Genomic DNA, 21,163 nt, shown 5'->3' on the forward strand with positions numbered 1-21,163 from the left:
TAGATAAATTTATAATTAGAAATTTTTTTCGTGTAGTTGTCTTGATGTTGCTATTGTACTGGAAAAAGCGGTGGTGTACTAGATGGTTTATTGCTTCTTTTATAGGTCTTTCTTGATATTACAGATGAAATATTATATATTATCATAAAGAATAGATGGTGTATTTTGATTTTAAACCTGTGATATAAGTGTTGTGTATTTTGGATGAGGATGGAAGTCGGGAAATTTGAGTGAAAAAAGAAGGTGAGGCATACTATGAGAGCGGAATATGAAAACGTGCTGGATGATCATTTGGGACAAATTCATTTTACATATGTAAATACCTGGGATGAACTGTTACCAGCACACTGGCATGAGCATTTGGAAATTATTTATGTGCTTGGCGGCGAGATTACAGCATCTATTAATGATGTGAGTTATGAGTTGAAAAAAGGGGATATTTTTCTGGTAAATTCCAATGATATCCATTATACCCATACGCATGAGGATGCCAGGTATTATCTTTTACAGATCCCGCCGGTTCATCTGGAAAGAATTTCTGCAAAGTGGGAGGGACTGAAATTTCAGGAGTTTATAAGGTCGAAATCAGCTGACGCATGTGTTCAGGGAGAACAACTGGAGAATGTGCAGGGAAAGGGACTTGTGGAGATGAGGGAGAATCGAAAGTCTACAAATCGGGCTGATGATCTGTATGATCAGTTGAGAGACGTATTTCGGAAAATTGCAGGCTTTTATGAAGAAAAAAAAGAAGGCTATCATCTTCTGGTGCTTTCTGCTGTTTACCGTTTACTTTATTTTCTTTATACAGAAGGAATCAGGAGTGAGGAAGATACAGAAACCGCTCACGGCACTCTGCGAGACTTGGAGCGGATGAAGTTATGCATGGAATTTGTCCGGGAACATTATGGGGAAAGAATTTCCCTTGCCGATGCTGCAGGGCTTTTGGCCATTACACCAGAGCATTTCTGTCGCCTTTTTCGCAAATATACAGGACAGACCTTCCTGGCTTATGTAAATCAGATCCGCATGGAGCATTTCCACACAGATCTTCTGGAGACAGATAAAAATATAACATTTCTTCTGGATAAAAACGGGATTACCAATTACAAAGGTTTTTTGCGAAAATTTAAGGAAGCTTATGGGGAATCGCCGAAGGAAGTAAGGAGAAGAAAAAACTGAAATATTAGAAATTCATGCTTTTAAACCCGTTGAAAATGAAAAAAGCAGGACAGCCTTAAATTCTTTATGTAAAGGTCTGTCCTGCCAGTTGGAAGCTGACGCATTATAACTGCGCTTTATTTTTTACCAGCATTTCATGAATGATATTCTGTGTATAAGCACCCAGATGTTTTTTGTCCTCTTTTTCCAGCTGGTCTATGTAGATTGGTTTGCCATATTCCAGGATAACGTGGGTTTTCTTAACTCTTGGAAAATGGTTTTCCCAGATATCAGCGGAGCCGCTGATCGCCATCGGGATGATCGGACAGTTTGTCTTTGCGGCAATTTTGAAGCTGCCCTCATGGAATGGAAGCATGTCCAGTTCATCTTCATTTTTGTTTCGTGTACCCTCTGGAAAAATGCAGATGGAAATGCCGGATTTCACTTTCTCAATAGCAGTGAGAATGGTTTTCAGTCCCTGCTTAAGGTCATTACGGTCAAGAAACAGGCAGTGAAGACGTTTCATCCAGGTAGAAAGCAGAGGAACCTTTTCCATCTCTTTTTTTGCGATATAGCCGGTACGGATGGGGCAGCGTGGATAAGTGATCGGTACATCAAAAAAGCTTCTGTGATTTCCGATATAAAGAACCGGCACATCAGTTGGTACATTTTCCTCTCCGATAACAGTCAGCTTCACACCGGATATCCACAGGATAAAACGAAATACTGCCTGAACGATCCGAAGAGAGCTGATTTCCTTTGCCATAGGATTGAATTTGCCGATGATCCATTCTACAAAGAGAATGGGAATGGATAAAATCAGGAATCCAACCACTACGATCACGCATAAAATAAAACGAATCATATGATTTTCCTTTCTTTGATCTGTGCCTCATGCGTAGGAAGCATGTTTTGGCATATTGTTTATGTCTATTATATGTAATTTGAAAAATTCTTGCAATAAATCTTTTTTATTCCTCATACAATAAAATAAATGGAGATTGCTGTTTGCTGTGTTTAAAGGCTGAGCATCAGATGAACAGCAACGAGACATCTGAGGTGGCAGAATGAAAAAAACAAAAGCAGTTCTTCTGGGAGTAATTTTGTGGTCACTGCTTTTGATCAGTGGATGCAATTTTATCCGCATTGAGGAAGAGCCGCGGAAGCCTCTGGAGTATTCCATTGTAAAAAATGAAGAGATACCGGCAGAACTGGCTGCCCTGATACAGGAGAAAAAGAAGAATGAATTTCAGCTGACCTATCAATGTGAAAAAGACCTGTTTCTTGTAAAAGGATACGGGGAGCAAATGAGCGGAGGTTACAGTATTTCCGTGGAAGAACTGGGGTGGACTTCCCAGGCTGTTTTTTTCCGGACAATGCTGCTGGGGCCATCAGACGAGAAAATAACGATCAGTCCGCCTTCCTATCCGTACATCGTGGTGAAGACGGAATACCGAAAAGAACCTGTGATTTTTGAACGCTTTACTGAAAAAAGCGAAAATGATGCAATATAGCAGTCTGGTGAAAAAAGGAGTGGAAAATCGTGGAATTAAGAAAAGAAAGTGTGCAGATGCTTCAGATAAAAAGCCGTGCAGCCAGCCAGGTAACGTTTGATACAGATTATAATGTACCAGATGCAAAGCCGGATGTGGGCCGACTGATCCAGAACAAGGGTGACGTTTCCATGGATGAAGTGCGTCTTAGCGAAGGAAAGGCATTTATCAGCGGAAACCTGAACGTGGATATTCTCTATGTGGGGGAAGAAAACCAGAAGGTGAGCAGTCTGGGGGCAAAACTGCCTTTTGATGAGACTTTGAACCTGGAAGGGATTGCAAGTGGGGATAAAATGTGCCTGAAGTGGGAGATTGAGGATCTCAGCGTGCACATGATTCATTCCCGAAAACTAAACATAAAAGCAATTGTCACCTTTTATGCAGTGGTAGATGAAATGGCAGGGATTCAGCTTCCGGTGGAAATCAGTGAGGAGGGAATTTCAGTAAAAAGGAAGAAAGTCCGTTTAATGAGTCTTATGGTACATAAAAAGGACACTATGCGGATTAAGGATGAAGTGACTTTAGTGTCCAATAAACCGAACATTGAACAGCTTTTGTGGTATACCATCGATGTCCGTGGAATGGATCTGCGTCCAGAGGATAATGTGGTGAAGGCAAGAGGGGAGCTGTCAGTTTTTGTCCTGTATTCGGGAGAAGATGAGGAAAATCCGCTTCAGTGGGCAGAGTATGTGCTTCCGTTTAATACGGAAGTGGAGTGTACTGGTTGTATGGGAGAGATGATTCCAAATATTGGCTTTTCCGTTATGCATCAGAGCATTGAAGTAAAACCGGATTCCGATGGGGAAGAACGGGTAATGAGTGTAGACACGGTGCTGGAACTGGACATGAAGCTTTACCGCGAAGAAGAGCATGACCTGATTCTGGATGTGTACTCGCCTTTGAAAGAATGCATTCCTCAGGGAAAAGAGATGTGTCTGGAAAGCCTCCTGGTACGGAATGACTCCAAATGCCGCGTATCTGACCGTATTGAACTGAAGGAAAGCCAGGGGAAAATCCTGCAGATCTGTCACAGCCAGGGACGTGTAAAGGTTGAGAAAACGAAAATTGTAGAAAATGGAATCCAGGCCGATGGAATTGTATTTATGAAAATCCTGTATATTACAGGAAATGATGAAATGCCATTCTATTCCGTTGATGGGATGATCCCTTTTTCCCATATAATTGAGGCAAACGGGATCAATGAGGACAGTATCTTTTTTCTACAGGCAGATCTGGAACAGCTGTCAACGTCTATGATCGACAGCAATGAGATTGAGGTGAAGGCTGTGATCAGTCTCAATGTGCTGGTGCTTCAGTGTGAAAACCGGATGATCATAAGCAAAGTGGAGGAGCGTCCCCTTGATATGGAGAAAATCCAGGCAATGCCGGGAATCACGGTGTATGTGGTGAAAAATGGGGATTCTATGTGGGATATTGCGAAAAGATTTTATACTACAGTGGAGGAAATCTGTGAGCTGAATGAACTGGAAGAGGACAGAGTTGTGCCTGGAATGCCGCTGCTGTTGGTGAAGAAGGTGGAAGGGTAAGGCGGCTTTCTGTTTACTGCATATATTTGGAGAAAACCTTTTCAAACATGCTCTGGTCACGTTGTGGACAGTAACGATATATATAGAATGAGAAATTTCCTCGCATAAATGTATTGAAAAAAATACAAAAATATTTTACAATAAAAGCATTGATAAAATTGTATACAAAGTACAAAGAAACTGCTGCCCTTAGAGCCTGCCAGAGGTTTTATGTGAGCGGCAGCTACAAGCGGAGGAAATTATGCGTTTACGTGCACTTGCAAAGATAAATCTGGGACTTGACGTGGTTGGAAAACGTGATGACGGATATCACGAAGTCCGTATGATCATGCAGACCATACAGATGTATGACGTGCTTGAAATTGAGAAAAAAAAGGAGCCGGGAATTGTCCTTACCACGAACATTCCTTACGTTCCTACTGACGAGCGGAATCTTGTATATAAAGCGGCGAAAATGTTAATGGATGAGTTTGATATAAAAGAGGGGCTTACCATGAATCTGGAGAAGTTTATCCCGGTAGCAGCCGGCATGGCTGGTGGAAGCTCTGATGCGGCAGCTGCTTTTGTTGGAGTGAACCGCCTGTTTGGACTGGGACTTTCTGAGGAAGAGCTGATGAAGCGTGCTGTGAAGGTTGGAGCTGATGTTCCTTATTGTGTGATGCGCGGAACTGCTCTTGCAGAGGGAATCGGGGAGAAGCTGACCAGACTTCCCAGAGTACCTTACTGCTATGTTCTGGTGGGAAAACCAGGAGTAAATGTTTCAACCAAGACTGCTTATGAGAACCTGAAACTGGACGATCCTGCTGTGGTTCATCCGGATATCGATGGTATGGTGACAGCTGTCAGAAATGGTGATCTTGATGGAATGATTTCCAGAATGGGAAATGTATTTGAACCGGGAATTATCAGCAAATATCCTGTGATCCAGGAAATCAAAGATTTGATGGAGAGCAACGGAGCACGTAAGGCCATGATGAGCGGAAGTGGTCCTACTGTATTTGGCATTTTTGATGATAAGGAGAAAATGGATCGGGCAGCAGCTGTTCTCAGGGAGAGCAGACTTGCGAAGACTGTTTTTGCCACAGATGTTTTTTAGCGGAGGAAAATACAAATGACAAGTGATTTTACAGTGCATATGGATGAGTATCTTCCACTTAGGGAGGTCGTTTTTAACACATTGCGTCAGGCAATCCTGAAGGGAGAACTGAAGCCGGGCGAAAGACTTATGGAGATTGCCCTTGCGGAGAAGCTTGGGGTGAGCAGAACTCCTATCCGGGAGGCCATGCGTAAGCTGGAACTGGAAGGGCTGGTTGTGATGATCCCGAGACGTGGAGCCCAGGTTGCCAATATTACAGAGAAGGATCTGAATGACGTTCTGGAGGTCAGGATCACTCTGGAAAATATGGCTATTGAGAAGGCCTGTGCCAATATGACAGATGCGGATATCCGGAAACTGGAGCAGGCGGCTGAGGTTTTCCAGACCAGTACGGCGGAAGGAGACCTGGTAAAGATGGCTGAGGCGGATGTGAATTTCCATGAGGTAATTTATGAAGCTGCTGATAATAAAAGACTGATGCAGGTTCTGAATAATCTTCGCGAGCAGATCTACAGATATCGTGTAGAATATTTGAAAGAGGATGAGTCCAGAAACCGTCTGGTGAAAGAGCATGAGAAAATTACCAGGGCGATTAAGGAACGGGACGTGAAAGCGGCACAGGAGCTGTCTTTTGAACATCTGGAAAATCAGCGGATGGGAATTATTCAGGCGATTCGGGCAGAAGAGTAAACTGAGTGGTTTTCTGGGAGCGGAGCGGGCACATCCTGCCCGCGTTCCTCTTTTGGGGAAGTTGAGAGAAAATGAATATAATTGTTTTTATGGGAGATACTGGGAGAGATAACCAGTGTCTTTTTTTTGTTGCCTGAAAATGGAAAAGAGGAGCAGCGTTGGATAAAAATGATAATATTGTTATGATTTCAAAGGATATTCGAGCAAATGAACGGTATATAAGAGAACGTCTGGCAGATTGTGGAGATATTCAGATCCGGAAGATGCGGCTGGGGGATGAGCGGAAGGTTGACTGTCTGATGGTCTATATTGAGGTAGCGACTTCCAATATGATGCTGGAGGACTCTGCCATTGGAAAAATGGTTGGGCATTTCTGGGAGATTTCGCCTGGGGAGATGCAGGAATTTGTGGAGTATAACAGTCTGGGAATTGCGGATGTAAAGAAGCTGACTGACATGGAGCAGGTGTTTGCAGGGCTGCTTGCCGGAAACGCGGTTTTCTTTATGGACGGATTTGACCAGGCTATGAAAATTTCCAGTGCCGGTTATCCAAGCATGGGGGTAACAGAAGTGGAGATGGAGAAGGTTCTGCGAGGTTCCAGGGAAGGCTTCTCTGATTCTGTGAAAATAAATTCGGCACTGATCCGGAAGCGGCTACGGGATACCAGATTAAAGGTAGTGGAATTTTATATTGGGGAGAGATCACATACACTGGTACAGATGGTGTACATGAAAGATCTGGTGCAGGAGGAATTTCTGGAGCAGGTGAAAGAGCGGCTTGGAGAGTTTCGAATTGATGGAATTCTGGACAGCGGAATGCTGGAACAGCTGACGGAGGATTCCTGGTTTTCCCCATTTCCACAGTATCAGACTACGGAAAGACCGGATCGGGCGGCGCAGGAAATTTTAAATGGAAAAGCAGTGCTTCTTTGTGATAATTCTCCGTCAGCGCTTATTTTACCAGGTGTTTTTCACAGTTTTATGGAAAGTAGTGAGGACTGGTATAACCGATTTGAAATGGCATCGTTTCTTCGAATACTGCGCTATGTGGCAATGGCAGCAGCTACGTTGCTGCCGGGGCTTTATCTTGCGGTGATCCGGTTTCATACGCAGATTCTTCCCACGAACATGCTTCTGTCCTTTGCCCAGGCAAGAGAAGGTGTACCATTTTCCAGCATTGCGGAGCTTGTTCTGCTGGAATTATCTTTTGAACTGATTCGGGAGGCAGGTGTGCGGATTCCGGGAGCACTGGGGAATGCTATGGGAATTGTGGGAGGACTGATCGTGGGATCCGCTGCTGTGGAAGCGAATCTTGTTAGCCCGATCGTGGTCATGGTTGTGGCAATAACTGCACTTGGTTCTCTGGCAATCCCAAATGAAGAATTTGCCTCAGCATTTCGGATGCTTAAATACTTCTTTTTGTTTTTGGGAGGATATCTGGGGATTTTTGGAATTGTGATCGGAGTATATCTGACAGTATCACATCTGGCAGGACTTCTCAGCTTTGGAGTCCCATATCTGACGCCCTTTGTCAAACAAAGTATGGATAATGGGACTGGAAACAAAATTGTGAGAGTGCCATTTAAAAAGAGATGGAGGCGTCCTTCATATGTCAGACAAAATGAGCGAGTGAGACTGCAAAAAATCCGCAATAAAAACAGGAAGGATAGGTAGCAGGAATAAATGAAATTTGCAGAAAATAATCGAATCTCCCAGCGGCAGCTCTACAGGCAGATCGTGATTGCGTTTATTGCACCATTAATATTGTGCCTTTTCGGAAACAGAAAAACTCTGGGGCTTGGTGGGCTGGCAGGGACTGCAGCAGCCCTTGCAGCTGTGCTGTTTTATGTGATTTTCCTCATCCGTCTTCGTTATGCTTTTGCCAGGCCCTGCAAAACAGCCGGTGTGGTGTGGGGACGGCTGGCAGCGTTGTTTTTTCTAATATACTGTACTCTTGGAGCAGCGTTTCTTTTGAATCTTCTGGGAGAAATTGTTGCAGTTAGTCTGGGAACAGGTATAGGAAAAAAATGGCTATGTCTGATCACATTGCTGGTTTGCAGTCTGGGCACGCAAAAGGGGATTCAGAGACGAGGCAGAATGGGAGAAGTGTCAGGAGGCGTGGTACTTGCAGCGGTTATGCTTATGTTAGTCCTGGCTGTGGGACAGGGAAAATGGGAGTATTTTCAGGAAATGGTATGGAATTCCTCTTTCTCAGGAAGAAAAATTATGGAAAGTGGATATGATGTGATATGTGCATTTTCCGGATTGGGGCTGCTTCCCTTTGCATTGGACAGTGTAGGAAACAGTAAAGATACAGGGAAAACTGTAAGTTTTGCCGTTTTTACCCTGGGAATTTTGCTTATTCTGACGGAATTGCTGCTTCCTTCCGTATTTGGATGGGGGCGCCTGAAATATGAAAGCTGCCCGATTTTGCCGCTTCTGGCAGGTGCGGAGCTTCCAGGGAATGTATTGGCAAGATTTGATGTCCTCTGGATGGGATTTCTTTTATACAGCCTTTTATTTTCTATTGGAAGTTTTCTGCATTATGGTCATTTAATTGTGGAAAAAGCAGATATGGGAACTGGAAAGCTGTGGATATCCACTCTGGTTTTTGCCGTAGCTGTGTGGGATATTGAAAGATGGGGAATCCGGAATAGTTTTCCATTATATTTGAAATATATTTTTGTGCCCGGAATGCTGGTGCTTCAGATTATTTTTTTTATGACAGGCAAAAAGAAGTGGAAAAAAAAGCTTGCCGCAGCGTGTGTCAGTGCATTGTTTCTGTTAGCCGGCTGTGGTGGTGTGGAACCGGAGAAACGCATGTATCCGCTTGCACTTGGAGCCGATATTACAGAGGGGAGATATCAGCTGACTTACGGAATTCCGGATCTTCCAAAATCTACAGGACAGGAAAAAGACGGGGAAGACCAGGGGAATGCTGCTCCGTCGATTCAGGGAGAAACCTTCCGTGAGATTGAAAATATATACAGCCGGACACAGGAAAAATATCTGGATATGGGACATCTGGAAATTCTGGTTTTGGGCGAGAGTCTGTTGGATGGAGGGCGTTGGGAGCAGGTTCTTGAGTATCTGAAGCAGGAGCCGACTATAGGTGAAAATGTTTATGTGTTTCGCTGCGATGCGGCATCTGAAGCAGTAGCCTGGGTAAGTCCTCAGGATATTTCCCTTGGTGAGTATCTTCTTGGGCTTCTGGAAAATAATCCAAATGGAAGCCCGGGACAGGCAGTAACTCTTCGTGAGGTTTATCATGAGTTTTATGAACGTGGTGCTTTGCCTGAATTGCCGAAACTGGAAATTTATGGAAAGGAACTGGAGGTGATTATTCCGGACTGGGACAGGGAATACTTTTGATAGAAAAATATTGGAGGTACTTTTATGTTCTGTTTAAGAAAAAACAAATATCATATAGCGGCAGCACTTCTGACAGCAGTATTACTTTGCCAGGGCAGTGAAAATTTTAATAAAAATTTCAACCTTCTTGCATGGTGGGGAACCATTTATCCCCAGTTCTGTTTTATGGAAGCACCGAGGACAGAGGAAGGCCAGAAGGCAGAGCCAAGATTTCATTTCTGGATTGTGGAGACACTTAACGCTTTGATGTAGTACAAGCACTTGCACCGCTGCTCCTTTGGTGTTAAAATGAAGTACAGATTGCGAATATCGCTTAACTATGAATTTGGAGATAGATGAATGAAAATAGACAGAGATGCGCCTGTTGGTGTGTTCGACTCCGGTATTGGCGGACTTACTGTGGCAAGGGAGATCATGCGGAATCTTCCAGCAGAGAAAATCGTGTATTTCGGTGATACTGCCAGGGTTCCATACGGAAATAAATCCAAGGAAACGATTATAAGATATTCACGTCAGATTATCCGTTTCCTGAAAGAACAGCAGGTAAAGGCAATAGTGGTAGCGTGTAATACAGCCAGTGCATTTGCCCTGGATGCAGTCCGGGAAGAATTTGATATTCCTATTTTAGGGGTGATTGAAGCCGGTGCCAAGGTAGCTGCGCAGGTTACCAGAAATAAACGGGTGGGAATCATCGGTACAGAAGGTACTGTTGGAAGTGGAATCCACGCGGAGGTTCTGAAAAAGATCGATCCGGAGATTACAGTGATCGGAAAGCCATGCCCCTTATTTGTACCGTTGGTAGAGGAAGGCTGGACTCATGATCCGGTAACAGTGGAAGTTGCAAGCAGATATCTGAGGGAACTACAGGAAAAAGATATTGATACACTGATCCTTGGCTGTACCCATTATCCACTGCTCCGTTCTACCATCGGACAGATCATGGGAGAGGGTGTTACTTTGGTGAACCCGGCGTACGAGACGGCACTGGAGCTTGGCAGACTTCTGAAAGAGCAGGATATGCAGAGCACCGGACAGGGACAGTCTGATTTCCCATATCGTTTCTATGTGAGCGATCTGGCAGAGAAATTCAAGGGCTTTGCCAATTCGATTCTGCCATTTGATGTGGAGAAAACGCAGAAGATTGATATTGAGAAATATTGAAAAAGAGAAAGAAATGGAAAAACAATGGAAAAAGAAGTTTTAATTCACGTAAAAGGTTTACATATGATGGACACACCAGAAGGTGATGAGCCAATCGAGATTGTGGTTCCGGGAGAGTATTATTTCCGCAACGGCAGTCATTATCTTCGCTATGAAGAAATGCTGGACGAGCAGGGAGATCCTACTGTAAATTATATCAAGATATCCTCCAGGGGAATGGAAGTCCGAAAAAAAGGACAGGTAAATACACATATGGTTTTCGAGCAGGGAAAGCGTAATATGGCATTTTATACCACCCCATTCGGAACTCTTGAAATGGGAATTTCAGCGACGAATCTGGAATTGGAAGAAAGTGACGGTCAAATTGCCATGAAAGTGAACTATTCTCTGGACTTGAATCAGGAGCATGTGGCAGATTGCTGTCTGGATATTCAGGCGCAGGGGAAGAATACAACGGAATTTGTACTGTAAGAAGCAGCCGGAAATCACGCTTTTGCAAATGTGATTACCGGCTGTTTCTGGTATTATATAGAGAAATTATTATGATTCTCTGTAGAATCATCTGCAGATGTGGTGACAGGACTTGGCATAGGAATCAGAATCTTCAAATGAAACCAATGGTCACTAGCACTGACATCTACTGCACCGCCGTATTTCTGAGCAGTATATTGCACACTCTTTAAGCCATATCCATGAAACTGGGCATCCTTTTTGGTGGTTTCCGGAAGCCCATTGCCAAGCTTCATATCCCCTTCGTAATAATTATCAAACAGAATAATAAGAAAATTTTTTCTGGAATGTGCATTGATATGGATCAGTCTTTTTTCTTTATCCGGAATCTTTAATTCGCACTCTATGGCATTGTCCAGTGCATTACCGAAGATGGAACTGATATCCATGGCATTCATGAAATCAAAAAGAGTACCATCAATCACACTTGTTATAGTAACGCCATGTTTCTGACAATAGAGCATTTTCAGGGTGAGCATTACATCAATCACGCTATTGCCGGTTTTATTCTGAGCCTCATAGCTCTGCAATTCTTCTTCCATCTGATTCAGATAAGCATTTCGTTTATCCATATTTTGTTCGGCACGTAGGGCGATAATGTGATGCTTCAGGTCGTGGTACTTGTAATTGATCAGTTCTACTGCCTCGCGTGCTTGTTTGTACTGTGCATACTGATTATGAAGAAGATTCTGGACGCTTTCCAGCTCATAACGCACGCGAAGATCCATACGCTGTACATGGTAAGCATACATAATGGCAACGCCTCCCAGATCCACCAAGGTTCTTACGTTATAGATCTCATCAGAGTAATTTCTGTAAATCGGAAGGCTTGGTGCTACGAACCCAAGATTGCTCATGAAGAAAACTGCTAATCCGATAATGGCATAGGATGCCAGCTCCCGGCTTGTAATATTAAGGGGCTGTTCCTTTGACTGATAACGGTGATATAAGCGTTCGCATATGGTAAAAAGAATTCCATAGCAGACGATCAGGATCAGTATGCTGATTAATGGTGTAGGGGGTGTTTTGCTGTGTTGAAAAAAAAGGTCGACCTGCCATTCACAGGAGGCTACAAATTCTGCGATTACGAAAGCTCGTATAGTATAATAGGCTGCATCCTTCCAGTTTATATCTGCACACAGATAAATGAATGTATACATCATAAGCCCTGCGGCTGACATGCACAAAATCCAAAGAAAATCATCCAGTCTCGGAGTCAGAGACAGGAAAGTAGACTGCAGAAATAAGGTTCCGGCAGCGATAAGTATGAATTTTCTGGTGCTTACCCGGTGTTTGACTTCCAAAAGGCAGATTACGCAGGAAAGCCATTCTGCAATCGCAGTATAAATTCTTGGTATATTCGGAGATATGGATAATAGTGACATATTAATTTTCTCCCCAATATTTGGTAAGATCCTGGAGAAATGCATTCTGGCGCGGACGGCTTAGCTGTAAGCTTTCGCCTTTTACCATAGCACATTTATCCTGGATTCCATCTACGTGTGCCAGATTAATCAGATAGCTCTTATTTCCACGGGAAAAACCATAGCTGCTAAGTGATTCTTCTGCAGCATTCATGGTGCCGGATGCAGTGTAGACGCCGGTGCAGGTATGGTAGATCAGATTATGCCCCTGACTCTCTATATAGTAGATATCTGATGTATCAAGACGAAGAACCCCACCTTTTACCGGAACAACAACATAATTGCTGCTTCGGTGCTTCAGCCTGGAAATTGCCTGACTAAGCCGTTCCTTGAACGCAAAGTAGGAGATAGGTTTCAGGATATAGTCCATGGCACCTACCTTATACCCTTGTATCGCGTATTGGGTCATATTTGTAATAAAAATGATGACGACACTGGAATCAATACTGCGGATTTCTTCAGCAGCTGTCATACCGTCTACAAACTTCATCTGGATATCCATTAAAATAATGTCATATTGAGATTTATATTTGGAGGTGATTTCGTCACCATCCCGGTATACAGTTACAGCAATTTCTTCATTTGCAGTTTTCTGATATTCGTGAAGATAGCTGATTAACTGCTGTACATACGCTTCTTCATCTTCTACAATTGCAATTCTAATCATATGCTTTTCCTTTTCTGCATCACGTAAATGTTTTCTACTATTATAATATGCTACCAGTGTCAAAAGGTCAAGAAGCTGTTCTGGTTGTATGGAAATTAAGAGTGGTTAATGTTACTGTTCACTGGTAACGTTCTGCGAGGCGTTTTTTGTGAACAAAGTTCACAGAAAACTCGAGAATTAAGTTTGCGTAGCAAACGCTGCTTCTTGTGCTTGTCACAAGAAGGTTCGTCTTTCTGTGCATCGCGAAGCGCGTTACTGTGAACGGAGTGAACAGTAACTGGTTAATTTTACACAACGAAACGAAAAAGTGCACAAAAATAAAAATAATAAATGTGCATAATGCATAAAAGAGGCGAGGAGACACCAGAAGTATTTAACAATTAATGCAAAAAAACAACAATTTATGCAAGTGAAGCAAAGGATGAAATGATTTGTGTTATATTCTTGTTACAGCGAGGAACGAAGTTAAGTTCTTACAAAAAGGAGGACAACAATATGAAACAGAGAACCAGACGTTTGATGGCGTTAATGCTTACCGCAAGTATGGCAGCAAGTGGAGCTGCGGTTCCGGTAGCAGCTGCAGATGATCCATACAAACAGGCAGAGGCAGCTGCAGATGATCCATACAAGCAGGCAGCAGCTGCAGACGATGATCCGTACAAGCAGGCAGCAGCTGCAGACGATGATCCGTACAAGCAGGCAGCAGCCGCAGACGATGATCCATACAAGCAGGCAGCAGCCGCAGACGATGATCCGTACAAGCAGGCAGCAGCCGCAGATGATGATCCGTACAAGCAGGCAGCAGCTGCAGATGATCCGTACAAGCAGGCAGCAGCTACAGATGATCCGTACAAGCAGGCAGCAAATGCAGACGATCCATACAAACAGGCTGAGGAAGCTTCTGATGCAACAGATGCAATTGGTGGAATTGTTCCAAGTGCAGATGCAAAATATACAATCTCCGTTACAGAAGATGGTTGGATTAAGGTTGAGAACGAAGATGGAGATACTCTTGGTCTGGCAGCTGATTCTGCAGTAAAGCTTCTTGAAGCTGATGGCTATGCATTCAAGGATATGAACCAGAATGGTGAGCTTGATAAATATGAGGACTGGAGACTTTCTACAGAAGAGCGTGCAGCTGATCTGGTGAACCAGATGCAGGGCGAGGAAATGGCAGCAGTCCTGACACACGGTGGCTGGGGCGATTTCACAACAGAGCCTCTTGCAGAGGATGATGGCTCTTATACCTACCTGATGCAGGGCGGACGCGGTGGCGTTACCCGTAACATTAAACAGGGCGGAACTGCTCATGCAAAGTGGGCAAACGCAATTCAGGCAGTTGCAGAGCAGAGCTTCTACGGAATTCCGGCTATGATTTCCATTGACCCGGCTAACATTTCCGGTCTTGTTGAGTCTCTTTCCCTGGCATCCACAATGGATACAGAGCTTGCAGCTGAAATTGGCCAGGAGACAGCAAAAGAATATCGTGCAGCTGGTGTGAATGCACTTCTCGGACCGCAGGTTGATATCGCTTCCCCGATCATGTCTCGTGCAGGCGGCGCATACGGTGAGGATCCGCAGCTTACACTTGACATTGCTACAGCATATATCAATGGAATGCAGTCCACATATGATGAGAACGGTGAAGATCTTGGCTGGGGCGATGAGTCCGTATACTGCTTCACAAAGCATTTCTCTGGTGACGGTTCCACAGAAGGCGGACGTGATGACCATGCAAATGGCGGACGTTACGCAGTATTCCCAGGAAACAATCTGGAAGCACACCTGATCACATTCTTTGATGGTGCATTCAACCTTCCTGGAAAAACAGGTACTACAGGTATCATGACACAGTATGGTATTGATGTCGACGCTGACGGAAATCCATACGGCGGTGAGTGGGCTGGTGCTTACAATACATATCTGAATGGCATGCTTGATGAGGCAGGCTTTGAAGGTCTTAAGATCACTGACTGGGGTGTATATCAGTTCGCTGGTGTTTGGGGAGCTGAAGATCTTGAAGAAGCTGACCGTATCGCAACAAGCTGGGAAAATGGCGTAAACCTTCTTGGCGGATACAGCGATGTTGATACAGCAAAAGCAGCTTATGGTGTTCTTGTTGATCGTGACGGTCAGGACAAAGCTGACGAGATTATGCGTGCAGCAACAGAGAAATTCGTTGCTGTAATGATGAATCTTAACACATTCGAGAATCCATATGTAGATACAGCTTATGCTGATACAATTATCACAACAGACGGTTCCAGCGACTTCGCAAAAGAAGGCCAGAGAGAATCCATCGTTATGCTTAAGAACGACGGAACAATCAGTGCTGATGGTGCTGCCTCTGAGAAGCCAACCGTATATGTACCATATGTATACAACACAGGATGGAGCGCAACCTGGATGCGTGGTATTGCTGATGGAACTCCAACATGGACTCCGGGAATGGATATTGACAAGCTTAGCCAGTACTTCAATGTTGTAACTGATACCCTTGGCGATCCTACCGGTGAGGCAGACTCTGAAGGAAATGCAACCTATACAAAAGATGACCTTACACGTGCAACAGCAGACGAGATCGCAGCTTGCGACTATGTACTTGTTGGTATGACAAATGCATATGCACCTTCTTATGAGTCTCATCTGTCAGGCGCATTCGGTGGCGAGCCGGTTGCTGATGATGTTGAAGAGGTTTGGTATCCGGCATCTCTTCAGTATGGCGAGTACACAGCTGATACAGCTCGTGAAGTTTCCATCGGTGGAAAAACTCTTGAAGATGGAACAAAAGAGAACCGTTCCTATAAGGGTGTAACAGCACACGAGGTTCCGAACTATGGTGATCTGGAAGCTCTTCAGTATGCAAATGAGAACGCAGGTGATGTTCCGGTAATTGTTTCCATGAAGATGGAACGTGGAATGGTTTGGGATGAGGTTGAGCCTCTTGCAGACGTAATCCTTGTAAACTACAACCAGCAGCGTGAGGATATTGTAGCAGAAGTTATCCTTGGACAGACAGAGCCAACTGGTCTTCTTGTATTCCAGCAGCCTGTAAACATGGAAGCTGTTGAAGCTCAGCTTGAGGATGTTCCTCGTGATATGGAATGCTACACAGATGCAGCAGGAAATACTTATGACTTTGCATTTGGTCTTAACTGGTCCGGCAAGATCGATGATGACCGTACAGCTAAATATACAGCAGAGCCTCTTACAAAGGTACAGAACTTTGACTACTCTGCATATGAAGCTGCAAACAAATAAATAAAATATTAAGCTAAGCCCTGGTCAATGCTTAGTATGGCCCGGCAGAGAGAAATCTTTGCCGGGCTTTAAATTTATGTAAGATAAGAGATCAAACGAAAAGTAGGCGTTTGGCTGGCTGTCATAGACAATTCATGCAAAAACACAACAATTTGTGAAGTAAAGTCCTATACAATACGAATTTATGGTAAAATTCGAGTTAAAAGAAACAACCGCCAATGAGCCATATTTTTATGGTCGCGTGGATAAAAAGAAGGAGGAGAAAAATGGTTGATTTATTAGTAAAACTTCTTGGACCAACACTGTACAATCTCGGCGTTAGTGAAGCAGATCTCATCTCTTACCTTACACAGCTGGAAGGCTATATTTATGCAATTATTGCCGCAGTTGTTGTATTGGTAGCTGTGATGTTCCTTGCTCACTTTGCGAAAAAGGGATTTCGTTGTGCAGTTCGTCTTGAAGCATTTATGGCATTTCTTACTGCTATTCTGATCATTGTGAATTCAATTTGCTATGGTCCGATGTATGCAAACGTTTCAGGTTTCCTGAACGCATCAAAAGCAGAATTCTCTGAGGAGACAATCCAGCAAAGTAAAGACACAATTGAAAAAGTAGGAGAAGAAGGTATGGTTCTTGTAAAGAACGATGGTCTTCTTCCGTTATCTTCTGATGTAACAAACCTGAATGTATTTGGCTGGGATTCCACCTGCCCAATCTATGGCGGAACCGGTTCTGCCGGATCTCATTCTGATGGAAACGTGAGCATTCTGCAGTCTCTTCAGGATGCAGGATATAAAACAAATGAAACACTTTCCAATATGTACACAGAATACTGTGCAGAGCGTCCGACCATTTCCATGTCCGCTCAGGACTGGTCACTGCCGGAGCCAAACATGAAGCATTACACAGACGATATCATGAACGAAGCAAAAGACTTCTCCGATACCGCAATGGTTGTACTTGGACGTCCTGGCGGTGAGGGGGCAGACCTTCCTACCAACATGAGCGCTGTTATCAACGGCACTTACAATCAGGGACTTGCAACCTCCAATGCGCCTGCAAACTGGCGTTACATGAATGCAACCTATACAAACAACGGTTCCTATGATGATTTTGAAGAGGGTGAGTCTTATCTGGAGCCTTCTGTAACAGAAGAACAGTTGATTGAAAAGGTTTGCTCCGAATTTGACAATGTAATCGTTGTAATTAATGCAAACAATACAATGGAGCTTGGCTGGGTTGATAACTATGAGCAGATTAAATCTGTTATTCTTGCTCCTGGAGCTGGAGAGACTGGTTTCACAGCACTTGGTGAAATCCTGAATGGTACTGTAAACCCATCCGGAAAAACAGCAGACACTTATGTTAAGAATCTGCTTTCCACACACTACATTAACAATATCGGAAACTTCCCATACACAAACGTAGATGATCTGAAAGCACAGGCACTTGCAGCAGATTCTTCCTACAAGGGAAATGTTTCTTTCGTAAATTATGTAGAGGGAATTTATGTTGGTTATAAATTCTATGAAACAGCTGCCGAGGAAGGTCTGATCGACTACGAAAGCAGCGTGCAGTATCCGTTTGGATATGGTTTAAGCTACACAAGCTTTGATAAGACAATGACAAACTTCAAGGACAATGGGGATACCGTTTCCTTTGATGTTGAAGTAACCAATACAGGTGATGTTGCCGGAAAAGATGTAGTAGAAGTTTACTATACTCCTCCTTACACAAACGGCGGTATTGAAAAAGCATCTGTAAACCTTGTTCAGTTTGAGAAAACAGAAACACTTGAGCCGGGAAAATCCCAGACACTTTCCTTCGAGATTGCAAAAGAGGATATGGCTTCCTATGATTCTGATGAGATCAAGGTAGCTGGCGGCGGATATATCCTGGAAGCAGGCGAATATACAATTTCAGTTCGTTCTGATTCCCACACTGTAATTGCAGAAGAAACCTTTACCGTAGATGAGGACATCGATTACAGCACAGAGGGACGCTCTACAGACAAAACTGCTCCGGTAAACGTATTTGAAGATTATACACAGGGTGACTTCATCCAGCTTTCCAGAGCAGACGGCTTCAAGAATGCCGGAGCTTCCTGGGCTGCACCTACAGCAGAAGCAGCACAGATGTCTGATGAGCTTCGTGCAGAAGTAGAAGCAAACACATTTGGCATTTATGACAGCAGCAAGTATGATAATGTAGATGATGAGATGCCGACCATGGGCGCTGACAATGGACTGACACTTTTCGATTTGAAGGGTGTGGACTACAATGATGCGAAATGGGATGAGCTTCTTGACCAGCTTACCTATGAAGATATGACCACAATGATCAACGTAGGCGGATGGCAGACCGCAGAAGTTTCTTCTGTTGGTAAGATTGCAACCTCAGACTGTGACGGACCTGCAGGTCTGAACAACTTTGTAACTAAGACATATGGTACTTCTTACCCAACAGAGGTGCTGCTTGCACAGACCTGGAATAAGGACCTTGCCCGTGAGGTTGGAGAATCTATGGGGCAGGAGTTCTCAGATGTTAAGAATTATGGATGGTACGGACCTGCTATGAACACACATCGTTCCGCATTTGCAGGACGTAACTTCGAGTATTATTCTGAAGACGGCGTACTTGCCGGATATCTGGCTATGAACCAGGTAAATGGTGCAGTAAGTAAGGGTGTATACCCATATGTTAAGCATTTCGCAGTAAACGATCAGGAGACAAACCGTGAATCCTTCCTGCTTACCTTTGTTTCTGAGCAGGCAATGAGAGAAATTTACCTGAAACCGTTTGAAATTTGTATTAAAGGCTTAGAGGGCGGTTCTATGGCTGTGATGACATCCTATAACTGGCTTGGAAGCGTTCCGGCTTGTGCAAACTCTGACCTGCTTCAGACCGTTCTTCGTGATGAGTGGGGCTTCCAGGGCATGACTATCACAGACTATGACGGATCCTATGGCTACATGATTTCCGAGAATTGTGTAAGAAACGGAAATGACCTGATGCTTGGTTATGGCAATTCCGAGTCCAACCAGTTCCCGAACCAGAGTGCAACAGGCACACTGGCAATGCGTCAGGCATGCAAGAACATTATGTACACGATTGTAAACAGTGGTGCGTATGCTGGTGATGAAAATCCGGTTGGAGGCAAATCCAACATGGATAAGCTGTTTATGAAAGTGAATGTGACTGCCGGAATCGTAATCGGCGCGATTGCAATTCTTGTTCTGGTACATGCGCTTAAGAAGAGAAAGAAAATGAAAAAAGTTGAAATTACGGTAGAATAAGCTTTGGGAGAAAAAGGGCTGGCATAGAGAAATATGCCGGCCTTTTTTGGAGGACATTACTCATAAATATATGCGGGAGAAGGGAGCTGGCGTACGAATGAAGAGAGTTGTAAGGTGTTTTCTGTATCTGACATTTTTGATAACCTGTTGCAGTTATGTTTATGCGCAAGATGAAAGTATCGGGAGAAATGTGTATGGAAAAGAGGAAGAATTTGTAAGGAGCATTCCTCTGGACTCGTTCTATGCAGAAGAATGCAGTGAAAAAGGAACAGTAGAAACTTTAAGATATACCTGCCATTCCTATGCGCTGGAAGCAGTGACCGGGGAAAGCGATATAATGGTTGAGAAATCTATGAATGTTTATCTTCCTTATGGCTATGATGACAATAAAGAATATGATGTTCTTTATCTGCTCCATGGAACGGGAGGATTTGAAGATTACTGGATTGGGGACAGCTCTACTGGAAGAATAACCTGCAATGTTTTGGACAATATGATTCAAAGGAAAGAATGCAAACCGGTCATTGTAGTATCTCCAACTTACTATTCCCCGGTTGTGTCTATGGGGTACCGGGATATGGAACCGACAGAACTGTTTGACACGGAAAAAGATCCTTATGCCGACCAGTGGCCAATGTATTTCTGGAAAGAATTAAGAAATGACATTATTCCGTTGGTAGAGTCAGAATACTCTACTTATGCGCAAAAAAATGTAAGTGAGGAAAATCTGCAGAATACCAGAGATCACAGAGGCTTTGCAGGCCTTTCCAGAGGCTCAAAAACAACGGTAAATTCCGGTATGATGCATTGTGCAGATCTTTTTGCCTATATTGGTTCTTATTCAGGGGCTTGGGCAGATGTGGAAGAATTTAAAAAGATTCTGGAATCAGATGAATACAAAAAATATGACTTTAAATATTGGTACAATGGAAATGGAACGGACGATTTTTCGTTGGAAAATCATGAGGAGTTTCTGGATGAAGTATTGGAAAAGATGCCAGAGCGATTTTCACTGGATAAAAATGTAGCTTGGGTCGTATTCCAAGAGGGCGGTCATGCGTATAATTGCTGGATCGCAGATTTGTATAATTCGTTGAAGGTGTTTTTCTGATGATGTCTGTACTATTATGCCAAAGAAAAAAGCTTTCATTTTTAATGTAATGATGCAAACAAAAAAGGTGCGACTTAAAAGTTTGTTTTTAAGTTGCGCCTTCTTTGTTTGTATAAAAATCAGAACGTTCTGCGCGTGGTAGATTAATTTAACCTGAAATAGCACGTGCTTTTTCCGCGCCCTTCTTTTTTTAATTCACCAGCCGTAACCAGATACGAAAGCGTAATCTGTAGCTTTTTAAACGTGGGATGTTGTGGACTCCTGGAGAAATTCATTTTATACTATAGTTAAATTATGAGTAGATTTACAAGAAATGAG

General features: G+C 43.5%; 16 protein-coding genes. 13 read left to right on the forward strand and 3 right to left on the reverse strand.

The window, feature by feature from the left end:
* Window positions 1-255: 255 nt before the first annotated feature.
* Window positions 256-1,179 carry an AraC family transcriptional regulator gene (locus LIZ66_RS11080; RefSeq protein WP_195380072.1) on the forward strand — a complete coding sequence of 308 codons (924 nt, stop codon included), beginning with the start codon at window positions 256-258 and terminating at the stop codon, window positions 1,177-1,179.
* Between the two features lie 103 nt (window positions 1,180-1,282).
* Here the strand turns inward: LIZ66_RS11080 and LIZ66_RS11085 are convergent, their stop codons facing one another.
* Window positions 1,283-2,023 carry a lysophospholipid acyltransferase family protein gene (locus tag LIZ66_RS11085; protein WP_118577600.1) on the reverse strand — a complete coding sequence of 247 codons (741 nt, stop codon included), beginning with the start codon at window positions 2,021-2,023 and terminating at the stop codon, window positions 1,283-1,285.
* Between the two features lie 202 nt (window positions 2,024-2,225).
* Here LIZ66_RS11085 and LIZ66_RS11090 point away from each other — a divergent pair, with 202 nt between their 5' ends.
* The 9 genes from LIZ66_RS11090 to LIZ66_RS11130 all read left to right on the forward strand — a co-directional run bounded on the left by LIZ66_RS11090 (window position 2,226) and on the right by LIZ66_RS11130 (window position 11,047).
* Entirely contained in the window at window positions 2,226-2,672 is a 447-nt protein-coding gene (locus tag LIZ66_RS11090) for a protease complex subunit PrcB family protein (protein WP_118577599.1), read from the forward strand.
* A 29-nt stretch (window positions 2,673-2,701) separates the two neighbouring features.
* Window positions 2,702-4,258: a DUF3794 and LysM peptidoglycan-binding domain-containing protein gene (locus LIZ66_RS11095; protein WP_173734781.1), complete on the forward strand. Its 1,557-nt coding sequence runs from the start codon at window positions 2,702-2,704 to the stop codon at window positions 4,256-4,258.
* A gap of 241 nt (window positions 4,259-4,499) precedes the next feature.
* Window positions 4,500-5,354: a 4-(cytidine 5'-diphospho)-2-C-methyl-D-erythritol kinase gene (gene ispE / locus LIZ66_RS11100; protein ID WP_173715750.1), complete on the forward strand. Its 855-nt coding sequence runs from the start codon at window positions 4,500-4,502 to the stop codon at window positions 5,352-5,354.
* A gap of 15 nt (window positions 5,355-5,369) precedes the next feature.
* Window positions 5,370-6,044, forward strand: a complete 675-nt coding sequence (locus LIZ66_RS11105) for a GntR family transcriptional regulator (RefSeq protein ID WP_118577596.1) — start codon at window positions 5,370-5,372, stop codon at window positions 6,042-6,044.
* A 182-nt stretch (window positions 6,045-6,226) separates the two neighbouring features.
* A complete protein-coding gene (locus tag LIZ66_RS11110; protein WP_173715783.1) occupies window positions 6,227-7,717 on the forward strand; it encodes a spore germination protein in 1,491 nt (496 codons plus the stop codon).
* A 9-nt stretch (window positions 7,718-7,726) separates the two neighbouring features.
* Complete coding sequence (locus tag LIZ66_RS11115; RefSeq protein ID WP_227200830.1) at window positions 7,727-9,415, forward strand: GerAB/ArcD/ProY family transporter; 1,689 nt, start codon at window positions 7,727-7,729, stop codon at window positions 9,413-9,415.
* Window positions 9,416-9,439: 24 nt separating this feature from the next.
* The gene (locus LIZ66_RS11120; protein WP_227200831.1) at window positions 9,440-9,667 is read left to right on the forward strand and encodes a hypothetical protein; all 228 of its coding nucleotides are present in this window, start codon (window positions 9,440-9,442) and stop codon (window positions 9,665-9,667) included.
* Window positions 9,668-9,754: 87 nt separating this feature from the next.
* Window positions 9,755-10,576: a glutamate racemase gene (gene murI / locus LIZ66_RS11125; RefSeq protein ID WP_227200832.1), complete on the forward strand. Its 822-nt coding sequence runs from the start codon at window positions 9,755-9,757 to the stop codon at window positions 10,574-10,576.
* A 24-nt stretch (window positions 10,577-10,600) separates the two neighbouring features.
* Window positions 10,601-11,047 (forward strand): YwiB family protein, encoded by a 447-nt coding sequence (locus tag LIZ66_RS11130; RefSeq protein ID WP_227200833.1) that lies wholly within the window; start codon window positions 10,601-10,603, stop codon window positions 11,045-11,047.
* 53 nt (window positions 11,048-11,100) lie between these two features.
* Here the strand turns inward: LIZ66_RS11130 and LIZ66_RS11135 are convergent, their stop codons facing one another.
* Both LIZ66_RS11135 and LIZ66_RS11140 read right to left on the reverse strand, forming a co-directional pair.
* Window positions 11,101-12,471: a sensor histidine kinase gene (locus LIZ66_RS11135; protein WP_227200834.1), complete on the reverse strand. Its 1,371-nt coding sequence runs from the start codon at window positions 12,469-12,471 to the stop codon at window positions 11,101-11,103.
* A 1-nt stretch (window position 12,472) separates the two neighbouring features.
* The gene (locus LIZ66_RS11140) at window positions 12,473-13,177 is read right to left on the reverse strand and encodes a LytR/AlgR family response regulator transcription factor (protein ID WP_227200835.1); all 705 of its coding nucleotides are present in this window, start codon (window positions 13,175-13,177) and stop codon (window positions 12,473-12,475) included.
* Between the two features lie 495 nt (window positions 13,178-13,672).
* Here LIZ66_RS11140 and LIZ66_RS11145 point away from each other — a divergent pair, with 495 nt between their 5' ends.
* The 3 genes from LIZ66_RS11145 to LIZ66_RS11155 all read left to right on the forward strand — a co-directional run bounded on the left by LIZ66_RS11145 (window position 13,673) and on the right by LIZ66_RS11155 (window position 20,845).
* Window positions 13,673-16,438 (forward strand): glycoside hydrolase family 3 N-terminal domain-containing protein, encoded by a 2,766-nt coding sequence (locus LIZ66_RS11145; RefSeq protein WP_227200836.1) that lies wholly within the window; start codon window positions 13,673-13,675, stop codon window positions 16,436-16,438.
* 266 nt (window positions 16,439-16,704) lie between these two features.
* A complete protein-coding gene (locus LIZ66_RS11150; protein ID WP_227200837.1) occupies window positions 16,705-19,734 on the forward strand; it encodes a beta-glucosidase in 3,030 nt (1,009 codons plus the stop codon).
* Between the two features lie 97 nt (window positions 19,735-19,831).
* Window positions 19,832-20,845, forward strand: a complete 1,014-nt coding sequence (locus tag LIZ66_RS11155) for an alpha/beta hydrolase (protein WP_227200838.1) — start codon at window positions 19,832-19,834, stop codon at window positions 20,843-20,845.
* Window positions 20,846-21,163: the final 318 nt, after the last annotated feature.

Origin of the sequence: Blautia faecis (genome assembly GCF_020554845.1) — a bacterium.
Classification (GTDB): domain Bacteria; phylum Bacillota; class Clostridia; order Lachnospirales; family Lachnospiraceae; genus Blautia_A; species Blautia_A faecis.

What these genes read in the sequence shown, in the direction of transcription:
- LIZ66_RS11080 (WP_195380072.1), top strand. Translation starts at nt 256, where the DNA reads ATGAGAGCGGAATATGAAAACGTGCTGGATGATCATTTGGGACAAATT.
- LIZ66_RS11085 (WP_118577600.1), bottom strand. Translation starts at nt 2,023, where the DNA reads ATGATTCGTTTTATTTTATGCGTGATCGTAGTGGTTGGATTCCTGATT.
- LIZ66_RS11090 (WP_118577599.1), top strand. Translation starts at nt 2,226, where the DNA reads ATGAAAAAAACAAAAGCAGTTCTTCTGGGAGTAATTTTGTGGTCACTG.
- ispE (WP_173715750.1), top strand. Translation starts at nt 4,500, where the DNA reads ATGCGTTTACGTGCACTTGCAAAGATAAATCTGGGACTTGACGTGGTT.
- LIZ66_RS11105 (WP_118577596.1), top strand. Translation starts at nt 5,370, where the DNA reads ATGACAAGTGATTTTACAGTGCATATGGATGAGTATCTTCCACTTAGG.
- LIZ66_RS11110 (WP_173715783.1), top strand. Translation starts at nt 6,227, where the DNA reads ATGATTTCAAAGGATATTCGAGCAAATGAACGGTATATAAGAGAACGT.
- LIZ66_RS11115 (WP_227200830.1), top strand. Translation starts at nt 7,727, where the DNA reads ATGAAATTTGCAGAAAATAATCGAATCTCCCAGCGGCAGCTCTACAGG.
- LIZ66_RS11120 (WP_227200831.1), top strand. Translation starts at nt 9,440, where the DNA reads ATGTTCTGTTTAAGAAAAAACAAATATCATATAGCGGCAGCACTTCTG.
- murI (WP_227200832.1), top strand. Translation starts at nt 9,755, where the DNA reads ATGAAAATAGACAGAGATGCGCCTGTTGGTGTGTTCGACTCCGGTATT.
- LIZ66_RS11130 (WP_227200833.1), top strand. Translation starts at nt 10,601, where the DNA reads ATGGAAAAAGAAGTTTTAATTCACGTAAAAGGTTTACATATGATGGAC.
- LIZ66_RS11135 (WP_227200834.1), bottom strand. Translation starts at nt 12,471, where the DNA reads ATGTCACTATTATCCATATCTCCGAATATACCAAGAATTTATACTGCG.
- LIZ66_RS11140 (WP_227200835.1), bottom strand. Translation starts at nt 13,177, where the DNA reads ATGATTAGAATTGCAATTGTAGAAGATGAAGAAGCGTATGTACAGCAG.
- LIZ66_RS11145 (WP_227200836.1), top strand. Translation starts at nt 13,673, where the DNA reads ATGAAACAGAGAACCAGACGTTTGATGGCGTTAATGCTTACCGCAAGT.
- LIZ66_RS11150 (WP_227200837.1), top strand. Translation starts at nt 16,705, where the DNA reads ATGGTTGATTTATTAGTAAAACTTCTTGGACCAACACTGTACAATCTC.
- LIZ66_RS11155 (WP_227200838.1), top strand. Translation starts at nt 19,832, where the DNA reads ATGAAGAGAGTTGTAAGGTGTTTTCTGTATCTGACATTTTTGATAACC.